We start from the raw sequence: 12,098 nt of genomic DNA, 5'->3' as shown, positions 1-12,098 counted from the left end.
GTGTTTTCCCGCCCCTGGGGGTTGATGGGGTTTCGCCGTCACAGCCTCGCCCTCGTGGGGGCCCCCACTACATGGTTGGCTGGCAATTTATTGCACTTGAAGAACGATGTTCTAACGCATTGCTGCAACGAAATGGCTAATGTCGCCAGCCAGATCGTCCCAAGGAAGACAGGTATGTCGGTAGTGCAGGGCTTGCGTGGTTGCTGTCTGTTGATGTGCTTGCTTGCGGGAGGGGGTTCGGCGCAGGAGGTGATGGACGTGCCTGCGGACGCGGGTGCGGCACCGATCCGCGATATGGACGCGGTCGTCGTCCATGGCGTGCAGCCCGGGCCTGGCTTGTGGCGGGTCAGCAAGGACGGGCATGTGCTTTGGATCCTCGGCACGGTGTCGCCCTTGCCAAACCAGATTGATTGGCGGGCCGATGAGGTACGAGCGGTGATCGCGCGCTCGGGGCAGGTGTTGCTGTCACCTGGCGTGGTGTTTGATGCCGACGTGGGCTTCTTTGGCAAGCTGGCGTTGGCGCCATCGGTCTGGAAGGTGATGCGCAACGAAGACGGCGCGGAGCTGGCCGATGTGCTGGCGCCGCCACTGTATGCGCGCTGGCGTGCGGTGAAACAACGTTACCTGCCGCGCGACGGCGGGGTCGAGCGCAAACGGCCGATGTTCGCGGCCGGTGAGTTGCAGGCGGCGGCGATGAAATCCATCGGCCTCGGTCAGAAGCCAGTGGTCTGGCCGGTGGTGGAGGCTGCCGCGAAGGCAGCGGGTATCACGCCCACCTCAACGAGCTGGAAGATCAAGATCGAGGACCCGAAGGCAGCGGTCCGTGAGTTCCGCGAGGGTGGCATGGATGATGCGGTGTGCCTCGAACGGACCGTGGACTTGGTTGAGAACGATCTGCCGACCTTGGTCGAGCGTGCGAATGCCTGGGCAATGGGCGATGTGGAGGCGTTGCGGCGCTCACCGTATGAGGACGCGGGTGCGGCCTGCATGCAGGCGATCACGCAGTCGGGCTTCGTGCGCAATCGCGGTTTCGGTGATCTGAAGGCGGGTGTGCGCCAGCATTGGTTGTCGATTGCGGAGGCTGCCGTGCAGCGCAATGAAGAAACGTTTGCGATGTTGCCGGTGGATCGGTTGCTGGAAGCCGATGGCTATCTGGCGGCGTTGCAGGCGCGGGGATACGAGGTTGAGTCGCCCTGAAGAGCAGTGCTGAGGTGGCAGTGCGGAGCTGACGCAAGGACGGCGGGCACACCCCAGGTAGCCCGGGTAAGCGGAAGCGCACCCGGGGCTGTTCGCGGTGATCTGAGGGGCCGCTGGAGAATGATTTGCCCGGGTGCACTGCGCTTACCCGGGCTACGGTGATGCAGGTTTAAGGGAGCGGCGTAAGCCGCGAAGCTGGGATAGCTCGAGCAGCCAGTTTTCGTATCGCCGGATGGTGCTTTTGCTTCGCGGCTTACGCCGCTCCAACAAAAGAAAAATCCGATGCCAGGGGACTGGCATCGGATTTCGGGATACTCACTGATCGGAGTCCAGCTCAGCTCGCCGCACTCAACGGTGCCGTGCTGTCCTGCAGCTTCGGCCAGCGCTTCAGGATGGCGGCGCGAATACCTGCTGCATCAATCCCGGCCTCGGCCAGCAGGTCTTCGCGGCTGGCGTGGTGCTGGTAGCTGTCGGGCAGGCCGAGGTGCAGCATCGGCATCAGCACGGCTTCGGCGTTGAGCAGTTCGGAGACGCCCGAACCAGCGCCGCCGGCAACCACGTTGTCTTCAACGGTGACAAAGCCGTCGTGCGTGCGCGCCAGTTCCAGCAGCATTGCCTTGTCCAGTGGCTTGATGAAACGCATGTTGACCACGCTCAGTCCCAGCTCGCGGCCGACCTGCTCAGCCGCCGGCACGGCCGCGCCGAAGGCAAGGATGGCGATGCGGCTGCCTTGCACGCGCAGCTGCGCCTTGCCGATTTCCAGCGTGGACAGATCGGTGCCAACGGCAGCGCCGGGACCGGTGCCACGCGGGTAGCGCACCGCAGCCGGGCCCTTGTATTGCAGGCCGGTGCTCAGCATCTGCCGGCATTCGGCTTCATCGCCCGGTGCCATCACCACCATGTTCGGCACGCAGCGCAGGTAGCTCAGGTCGAGGTTGCCAGCGTGGGTGGCGCCGTCCGGGCCGACCACGCCGGCGCGGTCGATGGCGAACAGCACGTCCAGGTCCTGGGTGGCGACGTCATGTACCAGCTGATCGTAGGCGCGCTGCAGGAAGGTGGAGTAGATGGCGACCACGGGCTTGGCGCCCTGGGTGGCCATGCCGGCGGCCAATGTCACCGCATGCTGCTCGGCGATGGCGACGTCGAAGTAGCGCTGCGGGTATTCCTTGCTGAAACGCAACAGCCCCGAGCCTTCGCGCATGGCCGGGGTGATCGCCAGCAGCTTCGGGTCGGCCGCGGCGGCGTCACACAGCCAGTCGCCGAAGATGTCGGTATAGGTCGGCTTCTTGGGCGCGCCCTTTTCCGGCAGGCCCTTGCTGGGGTCGAACGGACCGACGGCGTGGTAGCCGATCTGGTCGTCCTCGGCCGGCTCGTAGCCTTTGCCCTTGGTGGTCATGATGTGCAGCAGGTGCGGACCCTTGGCATCCTTCAGGTGCTTGAGGGTCGATACCAGCAGCGGCAGGTCATGGCCGTCGATCGGGCCGGTGTAATGGAAGCCCATCTGCTCGAAGGCGGTGGAGGGCACGAACATGCCTTTCCACTGTTCTTCCCAGCGCTTCACGAAGCGCGCAGGCGGGCTGTGGCGCTTGTCGCCGAGGATCTTCTTGCCGCTCTCGCGCAGGGCGTTGAGCGTGCGGCTGGCGGTTGCCCGGCCCAGCATCTTGGTCAGTCCACCGACGGCTTCGGAGATGGACATGTTATTGTCGTTGAGGATGACCAGCACGTTCGGCTCGTCGTCCATGCCGCCTGCGTGGGCCAGCGCTTCAAACGCCATGCCGGCGGTCATCGCGCCATCGCCGATCACCGCGATCACCTTGCGGTCATCGCCCTGGCGCTGGCGCGCGATGGCCATGCCCAGTGCAGCCGAGATCGAGGTCGAGGAATGGCCGACGCCAAAGGTGTCGAACTCGCTTTCCTCGCGCTTGGGGAACGGCGCAACGCCGTCCTTCTGCTTGACGGTGTGGATGCTGTCGCGACGACCGGTGAGGATCTTGTGCGGGTAGGTCTGGTGGCCCACATCCCACACCAGCTGATCGACCGGGGTGTCATACAGATAGTGCAGGGCGACGGTAAGCTCGATCACGCCCAGGCCTGCCGCGAAGTGACCGCCGCTCTTGCCCACTGATTCGATCAGGTAGGCGCGCAATTCGCCGGCAATGGCCCCCAGTTCGCTCTCGTCGAACAGACGCAGGTCATCGGGAGTCTTGATGCGCGACAGGCGCGGATAGCTGGCAGAGTCGATCATGGTCTTCGCGTTTCACTCGAAACGGTATTTTCCCCGTCCGGAGAGGGTGGGGCAAGCAAAGCACATCATCAATGAGCGCCGGATGAGGTGGTTTGGCACCAAGCTGAAGGCCGTGTTCAGCCTGGATGGCTGTTTCGCATGAATACGCGGGCCCGCGATGCCGGGCTCAGAGCCCGCGTTGCAGTGCTTTGCGCGGCAATTGCGACTTCAGGAAGGCCATCTGGTCGGCGAGGATGTTGCGGTTGGACAGGATCAGGTGCTCGATCCAGCTGGGCCGGTAGGGCACCGCCAGCAGCGGCATGTTGGCCTGCGCCGGGGTGCGGTTGCTCTTGCGCGAGTTGCAGTGGAAGCAGGCGCTGACCACGTTTTCCCAGGTGTCCTTGCCGCCCTTGGAGACGGGCAGGACGTGGTCGCGGGTCAGCTGCGGGCGGCTGAAGTGCTGGCCGCAATACAGGCAGAGCTGGGCATCGCGCGCGAACAGCGCGGGATTGGTGAGGTTGGGCGTGGGGTCGATCGCGCGCGAGCGGGCGTGGCCGCGCGAGGCGATGATCGGGTGCAGGTCCATGCCGCTGCGCAGGCCGGTCAGCCGCGATATTGCGCCGTGTACGTGCAGGCAGGGATCGCCCATGGTCCAGGCGACGGCGCCGCGTGCATACAGGCAGGCGGCATCCTGCCAGTTGATCCAGTCCAGCACGCGGCCATGCGCATCCAGCGACAGCAGTCGCACGGAGCCGAGGCGGTGCAGGGAGGGCGGAAGTGAAAACCCGTCTGTCGGAGCGGAAGTCCCGGCTCCGGTATCGATCAGACTACGCGGTGTAGTGTCTGTCTCCATCGGGTTAACAGCTTATACACGATGCGTGACAGTTTGTGTAAAGGCGGGTGAAGCTCAGGTTTTGTGGGAGCGGCGTTAGCCGCGAAGCTGGTGGTGTTTCGGACGCCTGAGAGCTTACCCCTCCCCAGCCCTCCCCTCCGCCTTCGGCGCAAGGGAGGGGGCTAAGCAAGAGCTGCCCTCACCCCAACCCCTCTCCCGCAGGCGGGAGAGGGGCTTCAGGGTCGCAGGCTTTCCTGATCGTTCCCTTCTCCCGCGTGCGGGACTGCAGCCCCCTTCTTGGGGGAAGGTGCCCCGAAGGGGCGGATGAGGGGAGCTTTGCCCCTGCTTTCGCTTCCGGATCAGTCGCCGAAGCGGACCGAATCCATCGCCATCAGCGAGTCGGCGCCGGCGGCGATGCCGGCAGCGTGGCTCAGGGTGCGCGGCAGGATGCGGGCGTAGTAGAAGCGCGCGGTCTCCAGCTTGGCTTGCTTGAAGGCTTCCGGATGGCTGGATGCCTGTGCGGCGACCACCGAGCGGGCCCACCAGTAGGCCACGGCGACGTAGCCGCTGTAGAACAGGTAATCCCAGCTGGCCGCGCCCAGTTCTTCCGGGTTGGCGGCGGCGCGCTGCAGCACGTCGATCGTCAGCTTGCCCCATTCCTTGGCCTTGCCGCCCAACACCGGCAGGAACTCGGCCACGGCCGGGTTGCTGGCATTGGCGGCGATGAACTGCTCGATTTCGGCCAGGAACAACTTCAGGCCGGCGCCCTGCGAGGCGGCGGTCTTGCGGCCGATCAGGTCCAGCGCCTGGATGCCGGTGGTGCCTTCATACAACGTGGTGATGCGGGCATCACGGGCGTACTGCTCCATGCCGTGCTCGGCGATGTAGCCGTGGCCGCCGAACACCTGCTGGCCGTTGTAAGTCGCTTCGATGCTCCACTCGGTCAGGCAGGCCTTGACGATCGGGGTGAGGAAGCTGACCAGCGTATCGGCGTCGGCGCGCGCCTGCGCATCGCTGCTGCTGTGTGCGGCATCGAGCTGGGTGTAAGCGTGTGCGGCGAGCAGGCGGCCACCTTCGGTCAGTGCCTTGGTGGTCAGCAGCATGCGGCGCACATCGGGCTGGGCGATGATCGGGTCGGCCGGCTTGTCTGGCTGCACGGCACCCTTGGGTGCGCGCGACTGCAGGCGCTCGCGGGCATAGGCCAGTGCGCCCTGGTAGGCACGCTCGGACTGCGCCAGGCCCTGCACGCCGACGCCGAGGCGGGCGGAGTTCATCATCACGAACATCGCCTGCAGGCCCTTGTGCGGCTGGCCGACGAGGTAGCCCTGGGCGCCGTCGAAATTCATCACGCAGGTGGACGAGCCGTGGATACCCATCTTGTGCTCCAGCGCGCCGCAATGCAGTTCGTTGCGCTCGCCCTGCTTGCCGTCGCGGTCGACCTTGTACTTCGGGGTGACGAACAGCGAGATGCCCTTCGGGCCGGCCGGTGCGTCGGGCAGCTTGGCCAGCACCAGGTGCACGATGTTGTCGGCGAGGTCATGCTCGCCGGCGGTGATGAAGATCTTGGTGCCGGTGATCGAATAGCTGCCGTCGGCGTTCGGCTCGGCGCGGGTCTTGAGCAGGCCCAGGTCGGTGCCGGCGTGCGGCTCGGTCAGGCACATGGTGCCGGTCCAGTTGCCGGCCACCAGCGGCTTGAGGAAGGCTTCCTTCTGCCAGTCTTCGCCGTAGTGCTTGAGCGCTTCAACCGCACCGTGCGACAGCATCGGGAACAGGCTCCAGGCCAGGTTGGCCGAGGACACCATTTCGCTCAATGCCATGCCCATGGTTTCCGGCATGCCCTGGCCGCCGAAGTCCGGCGATGCGGTCAGGCCGGTCCAGCCGCCTTCGACGAACTGCGCATAGGCCTCCTTGAAGCCGGGCGCGGTGGTTACTTCGTTGGTGGCCTTGTCGAGCTTGCAGCCGGTCTGGTCGCCGATCGCATTGAGCGGGGCCAGCACGCTGGTGCTGAAACGGCCGGCTTCTTCCAGTACCGCGTCGATCAGGTCGGCGCTGGCGTCTTCGAAACCCATCGATGCAAACAGGGACTCGGCCTTCAAGACGTCGTGCAGGGCGAAACGGAGATCGGTAACAGGGGCTTTGTAGTTGCTCATCAGGCGGCTCTCGAACAATGCGGGAACGGGTGGGGGATCAGCGCAGCACGCCGGGCAGGCCCGGAGCCTGGTTGAGGCTGTTGCGCGATTTGATGTCGAAACTGCGTTGCTTCTTTTCTTCCGGGGTGGCGCTGACGCTGCCTTCCAGTTCGTAGAACAGCGAGCGGCCACCGGCTAGGGCATCGGCCACGACGATGCGTGCCGAAGACGAGGGCTGCAGGTGGACCTTGATGACGTCGGCCGATTCCGGGCCGATCGACAGCGCCGGGCTGGCGCTGAGCGTGCCGGCGGCTTCATCGCCAACCTTCACCGCCAGCGACACGTTGTCAAAGCGCATCGGCATGGAGCTGTAGTTGCGCAGGCGCAGTTCCACTTCCCAGTTGCCGTCATTGCCGACGCTCAGCTGCTGGATGCTGGCGGCAGGTTCAGAGACGCGCTTCACCGGGCCATTGCCGCAGGCGGTAAGTACAAGTGCGAGTACGGCCATCAGGGCGTACTGGGGGCGAAAACGCATGGGGCGTGGTCCTCGGGTCCTGAGCTTATCTCCCAAGAATACTACGGCGTATGGCGGCCTGTTGGGTACAGGTCTGCAAGATCAGCCACTATGACGATGGAATGGCGGAACCGGCGCGGTCATGCATCAAGTGATGCAAGGGGGCAGAGGTTGCCGTCATTCGCGTCATTTTCTGGGGATTCATCCATGCGTTCATTCAAGTTGTTGCCGCTTGCTAGCGCTATCCGCGGCGGTTTGGCAGTTGTGGCGCTCTGCGCCTCCGTTCCGGCGCTGGCAGCGCCGCCGCAGTTCGACCTTCAAGCAGGCAACATCGAGGATGTATTGCCTGAATTTGCCCGCCAGGCCGGCGTGCAGATCATCGCCCCGGCGCATTCAGGTGGCGCCCAGCGCATCGAAGTCGCCGAGTTGAAAGGGCAGATGGAGCCGCGCCAGGCGCTGGCCCGACTGCTCACCGGCACCGGCCTGAGCGTGGCCTCGGACGACGGCCGCACCATCACCCTGCGCGCGGCAACGCCGATGCTGGCTTCGCTCGGTGGGTTGGGTGGCCTGGCCGCCGGGCAGGCCGCAGCTCCGGCTGCGCCGCAGGAGGTTGCCGAGCCCATGCCGGCAGCGGCCAGCCCCAGCGTCAGCACGCTGGACCAGATCACCGTGGTCGGCAGCCAGATCAAGGGCGCCAAGACCGCCGCGATCCTGCCGGTGGCGACCTTGCAGGCCGAGCAGATCGAGGCCACCGGCGCTGTGTCCGGCGACGAGCTGTACCGCTCCATCCCGCAGATGGGCGATGTCTCGTTCAGTGGCACCAATGGTGGCAACAGCTCCAACTACGCACGCGGCGACATCGCCTCGGTCAACCTGCGCGGCCTTGGCGTCGGCAATACCCTGCTGCTGATCAATGGCCGCCGCACCGTGGTCCACCCCACCAGCCAGGCCGATGGCAACCTGGTGCCGGTGCTGACCTACAACGCCAATGCGGTGCCGGTGTCCAACCTGCGTCGTGTTGAAGTGCTGCTGGACGGCGCGGCCGCCATCTACGGCACCGATGCGGTGGCCGGCGTGGTCAATAACGTACTGCGCGACGACATGGACGGCGGCACCATCAGCGTGCAGAAGGGGTTCGGTGAAGGTACCGACCTGCGCGATATCGGCGTCAATGGCATGTGGGGCAAGAACTCCGAGGACCTGCGCTCCAACATCACCATCGCCTTCAATTACTACAACACCACCGGCTTGAACTCGCTGGACCAGGACTGGACCAAGAACGGTAACCGTGCGGCCGACTTCCTCGGCACGCCGTTTGAAGGCCTGGCGGGCACCGACAACCGTAACACCAACAGCCCGTGGGGCAACTTCACCGTGGTTGGCCCGCGCGTGTCGCAGAACGGCACCTGGCTGACCACCACCGCCGGTGCCTTCCATGTGCAGCCGACCAGCAACAGCGGCTGTGCGGCGACCATTGCTGACGGCTTGTGCGTGCAGTCTGGCAGCAAGGCCACTTCCGGTGCCGACGCCAATCTGCGCGACAACCAGCAGGGCCAATATCCGCTGTCGATCAGCCCGGACGTGCGTCGTTTGAACCTGTTCGTCACCGGCAAGCATGATTTCGACAACGGCTTGTCCTTCTTCAGCGAGGCAGGCGTCTACAACTCGCGCGCCTACAGCCTGCAGAACGGTGTCAACACCATCACCGCCTTGCCGATGACGGTTGCAGCCAGCAACTACTGGAACCCCTTCGGCGCGATGTACCTGCCCGACGGTTCGCTCAACCCGAACCGGCTGCAGGGATTGAACATCGGCGCCAACGGCGTGCCGGTGACCATCACCAGCTACCGCTTCGAGCGGCCAACCCGCATCGAGGTCAACAACACCCAGGTGCGTGCCTTGGCCGGCCTGCGTGGCTTCCACTACGGCTTTGACTGGGAAAGCGCTGCGCTGTACTCGGCAGCCAGGGTCAAGGACACGCAGGATGCAGTAAGCATGTCGCTGTTCCAGCAAGCCCTGGCCAATCCCACCGCATCGGCCTACAACCCGTTCTGCGGCGGCTGCAATGACTGGGACAAGCTGGACCAGTTCTTCTACAAGGCGCAGCGCCAGAGCAAGACCGAGCTGTTCCTGTGGGACTTCAAGGCCTCGCGCGCAGACCTGTTCAAGACCTGGGCTGGCGATGTCGGCATGGCCGCGGGCCTGGAAGTGCGCCACGAAACCCAGCGCGATGATCGCGATGCACGCGTCGATGGTTCGGTGACCTTCACCGATGCGATCACCGGCGTTGCCTATCCCAGTGACATGTACGGCGTCAGCCCGACCCCGGACACCTATGGCTCGCGCACTGTCGCCGGTCTGTTCGCCGAGTTCTCGGTACCGCTGGTGTCGCCGGAAATGAACATCCCGCTGGTGCGCTCGCTTGACCTGCAGGTGGCCGGCCGCGCCGAGCGCTACAACGACTTCGGCAATGTCGCCAAGCCGAAGCTGGCGCTGGGCTGGCAGGTGTTTGACGGCCTGACCCTGCGTTCGTCCTGGGCCAAGGGCTTCCGTGCGCCCAACCTGGAGCAGATCAACGCCACAGTGGTGAGCCGTTCCAACACCCGCACCGACTACATCCAGTGCGAGGCGGACAAGCGCAGCGGTGCACAGCCGGCCTTCGCCAACTGCGGCGGCTACAGCTACTCCACCACCGCGCGGCGCTCGGGCAACCCGGACCTGAAGCCGGAAACCTCCACCAATACCAGCGCCGGCCTGGTCTTCCAGCCGCGCTTCATCCCGGAAAACTACGGTCGCTTCACCTTCGCCGTCGATTACTACAAGTACGAGCAGGAGGGCATCATCGGCCTGTTCGGCGAAGGCAATGCGCTGATCCTGGACTACATGCTGCGCCAGCAGGGCGGTAGCAACTCGGCGGTGGTGCGTGCAGATGCGACCGCTGACGACATCGCCCGCTTCGCCGGCACCGGTCTGGCTGCTGCCGGCAAGGTGCTGTACGTCACCGACCAGTACGTCAACCTGGAGCCGCAGACCCTGCGTGGCGTTGACTACAACTTCAGCTGGAACTCGCCGGAAACCGCGATCGGTCGCTTCGATCTTTCGGTTACCGGTACCCACCTGATCGAGTTCTATCGCCAGCGTTCGCCGGCACTGCAGGCGCTGGAAGATGCCAAGTCCGCTGGGCTGGTGGATCCGTCGATCCGCATCACCGGTGGTGGCGACCTGATCGGCAATGGCGGCAACCCGGAATGGAAGTGGTCCGGCACGCTGACCTGGCGTTACCAGCAGCTGTCGATGGGTGCGAGCGCGCGTTATGCCAGTTCCTACGTCGAGAATGGCCTGACCCTGGCCGATGGCACGCCGTGGACGGTGAAGTCGCAGACGCTGGCCAATGCTTTCGTCAAGTACGACTTTGCACGCGAAGGTTGGCTCAACAACGTGGCGGTCAAGGTCGGTGCCAACAACATCGCCAACAAGCGCCCGCCGATCTCCGACGATGTGTTCGGTTACCCGTCGGGTGTCTACCAGGCCAACCCGCGTTACTGGTATGTCAACGTGAGCAAGGCGTTCTGATGCAGAAAAACGTTCCATTCCGCCTTGTGGCGGGAGCCGGGCAGGTGCCGCGATGAACGCGGCGCTTGCCCGGGAGCGTGCCGGCTGGTTGGCCGAGCACATATTGCCTTGCGAGCCCGCGCTGCGGGACTGGCTGCGGCGGCGATTGTCGCTGCGCCAGGACGTGGATGACGTGATCCAGGAGACCTACGCCATCCTCGCCGGAATGGCGGATGTATCGCACATCCTGCAGCCCAAGGCCTATGTGTACTCGGTCGCCCACTCGGTGGTGCTGCAGCAGTTGCGGCGCGCGCAGGTGGTGTCGATCGAGGCCGTTGCCGAGATCGACCGTGTCGCCATTGTTGGCGACGAAGTCAGCCCGGAACGGATGGCCTCGTCACGACAGGAGCTGGCGCGCATAGGCGCTTTGATCGAGAGCCTGCCGGACAAGTGTCGGCAGGCGTTCGTGCTGCGGCGTGTGGAGGGCTACTCGCAGCGCGAGATCGCCGAACGCATGCAGATCAGCGAGAACACCGTGGAGAAACACATCTGCAAGGGAATCCGGGTATTGATGGATTCGATGAAGCGTGATGACGACGTAATGCAGAAGAGTAGTGAGCGGTTCGCCGCGGAAGGAGCAAGGCATGCGCGTCGGCGCTGATGCGAGTATTGATGATGTAGCCGCCAGTTGGGTGGCGCGCGAGGACCGCGCGCAACTCACGGTGGAGGAACGTGCGCAACGTGATGCCTGGCTGGAAGCCGATACGCGCCACTTTGGCGCTTATGCCCGCGCCCATGCAGTGCTGGCACGTACTGATCGCGCACGCGCGCTGTCGGCCGGCGAAATGGACCGTGCATTCACCGCACGCGCGCCACGACGGGCGCGGCGCGTACTGCGCTGGGCAATGGGCCTGGCTGCCGTGGTTGGCGTGCTCGCCATCGGCGTGCAACGCCAGGACGATGGGGCTGAGTACTTCGCCACCCGCAAGGGCGAGATCCTGCGCGTGCCGCTGCAGGACGGTTCGGCGATCACGCTGGATTCGGACTCGCAGGTGCGGGTGCAGTTCAGCGCGACTCGCCGTGATATCCATCTGCTGCAAGGCGAGGCTTTGTTCGATGTGGCCAAGAATCCGCAACGCCCGTTCGTGGTGCGCGCGGAGGAAACCGATGTCACCGCGGTAGGCACCAGTTTCGCGGTCAGCCTCACCGAGCGCCGCAGCGGCGGCGTGGAAGTGCTGGTGCGCGAGGGCATCGTCGATGTGACCGATACCCAGGGCGCGGTCGCCCCTGCGCGGCTGGTGGCCAACTACCGCGCGCTGGCCAACCGCAGCCACGGTATCCGCATCGAGGCGGTGCCCACGGATGATGTGGACCAGCAACTGGCCTGGCGCGAAGGCATGTTGTCGTTCAATGGCGACACCTTGTCGGTGGCGGCGGCGCAGTTCCTGCGCTATAGCGATACCCGCATCGTCATCGATGACCCGCTGGTTGGCAGTCGCCGCATCGTTGGCTTGTATTCGGCCAGTGACCCGCGCGGCTTCGCCAATAGTGTCGCGCTGAGCCTTGGCCTGGTGGTGCAGCAGCGCGGAGACGTGGTGCGGCTGAGCTCCCCTGATGCTGCGCCGCAGGCGGCGCGGTCCATGCAATGAA

At 65.0% G+C, this 12,098-nt stretch carries 8 protein-coding genes; 4 read left to right on the top strand and 4 right to left on the bottom strand.

From position 1 onward, the window contains the following. Window positions 1-174: 174 nt before the first annotated feature. Window positions 175-1,197: a TraB/GumN family protein gene (locus tag ACVOLQ_RS17185; protein ID WP_481528762.1), complete on the top strand. Its 1,023-nt coding sequence runs from the start codon at window positions 175-177 to the stop codon at window positions 1,195-1,197. Window positions 1,198-1,531: 334 nt separating this feature from the next. Here the strand turns inward: ACVOLQ_RS17185 and dxs are convergent, their stop codons facing one another. The 4 genes from dxs to ACVOLQ_RS17165 all read right to left on the bottom strand — a co-directional run bounded on the left by dxs (window position 1,532) and on the right by ACVOLQ_RS17165 (window position 6,917). After that, window positions 1,532-3,442 carry a 1-deoxy-D-xylulose-5-phosphate synthase gene (dxs, locus tag ACVOLQ_RS17180; RefSeq protein WP_481528761.1) on the bottom strand — a complete coding sequence of 637 codons (1,911 nt, stop codon included), beginning with the start codon at window positions 3,440-3,442 and terminating at the stop codon, window positions 1,532-1,534. Window positions 3,443-3,608: 166 nt separating this feature from the next. After that, window positions 3,609-4,274, bottom strand: a complete 666-nt coding sequence (locus ACVOLQ_RS17175) for an HNH endonuclease (protein WP_282266789.1) — start codon at window positions 4,272-4,274, stop codon at window positions 3,609-3,611. A gap of 338 nt (window positions 4,275-4,612) precedes the next feature. After that, window positions 4,613-6,403 carry an acyl-CoA dehydrogenase C-terminal domain-containing protein gene (locus ACVOLQ_RS17170; RefSeq protein WP_481528760.1) on the bottom strand — a complete coding sequence of 597 codons (1,791 nt, stop codon included), beginning with the start codon at window positions 6,401-6,403 and terminating at the stop codon, window positions 4,613-4,615. Window positions 6,404-6,440: 37 nt separating this feature from the next. Then, window positions 6,441-6,917, bottom strand: a complete 477-nt coding sequence (locus ACVOLQ_RS17165; RefSeq protein WP_313169576.1) for an LEA/WHy family protein — start codon at window positions 6,915-6,917, stop codon at window positions 6,441-6,443. Between the two features lie 186 nt (window positions 6,918-7,103). Here ACVOLQ_RS17165 and ACVOLQ_RS17160 point away from each other — a divergent pair, with 186 nt between their 5' ends. From ACVOLQ_RS17160 to ACVOLQ_RS17150, 3 genes are read left to right on the top strand one after another with little or no spacing between them, the layout of a single operon-like run. Then, window positions 7,104-10,469 (top strand): TonB-dependent receptor, encoded by a 3,366-nt coding sequence (locus tag ACVOLQ_RS17160; RefSeq protein ID WP_481528759.1) that lies wholly within the window; start codon window positions 7,104-7,106, stop codon window positions 10,467-10,469. Window positions 10,470-10,521: 52 nt separating this feature from the next. Then, a complete protein-coding gene (locus ACVOLQ_RS17155) occupies window positions 10,522-11,109 on the top strand; it encodes an RNA polymerase sigma factor (RefSeq protein WP_296253322.1) in 588 nt (195 codons plus the stop codon). Then, on the top strand, window positions 11,093-12,097 hold the full coding sequence (locus tag ACVOLQ_RS17150) for a FecR family protein (protein ID WP_282266782.1): 1,005 nt from the start codon (window positions 11,093-11,095) through the stop codon (window positions 12,095-12,097). Before ACVOLQ_RS17155 ends, ACVOLQ_RS17150 begins: the two co-directional genes overlap by 17 nt. The last annotated feature ends 1 nt before the right edge of the window (window position 12,098 follow it).

It is taken from the genome of Stenotrophomonas sp. STEN031, from assembly GCF_056759975.1.
This window is presented reverse-complemented; position numbering and strand designations above follow the sequence as displayed.

What these genes read in the sequence shown, in the direction of transcription:
- ACVOLQ_RS17160 (WP_481528759.1), top strand. Translation starts at nt 7,104, where the DNA reads ATGCGTTCATTCAAGTTGTTGCCGCTTGCTAGCGCTATCCGCGGCGGT.
- ACVOLQ_RS17150 (WP_282266782.1), top strand. Translation starts at nt 11,093, where the DNA reads ATGCGCGTCGGCGCTGATGCGAGTATTGATGATGTAGCCGCCAGTTGG.
- dxs (WP_481528761.1), bottom strand. Translation starts at nt 3,442, where the DNA reads ATGATCGACTCTGCCAGCTATCCGCGCCTGTCGCGCATCAAGACTCCC.
- ACVOLQ_RS17175 (WP_282266789.1), bottom strand. Translation starts at nt 4,274, where the DNA reads ATGGAGACAGACACTACACCGCGTAGTCTGATCGATACCGGAGCCGGG.
- ACVOLQ_RS17165 (WP_313169576.1), bottom strand. Translation starts at nt 6,917, where the DNA reads ATGCGTTTTCGCCCCCAGTACGCCCTGATGGCCGTACTCGCACTTGTA.
- ACVOLQ_RS17155 (WP_296253322.1), top strand. Translation starts at nt 10,522, where the DNA reads ATGAACGCGGCGCTTGCCCGGGAGCGTGCCGGCTGGTTGGCCGAGCAC.
- ACVOLQ_RS17170 (WP_481528760.1), bottom strand. Translation starts at nt 6,403, where the DNA reads ATGAGCAACTACAAAGCCCCTGTTACCGATCTCCGTTTCGCCCTGCAC.
- ACVOLQ_RS17185 (WP_481528762.1), top strand. Translation starts at nt 175, where the DNA reads ATGTCGGTAGTGCAGGGCTTGCGTGGTTGCTGTCTGTTGATGTGCTTG.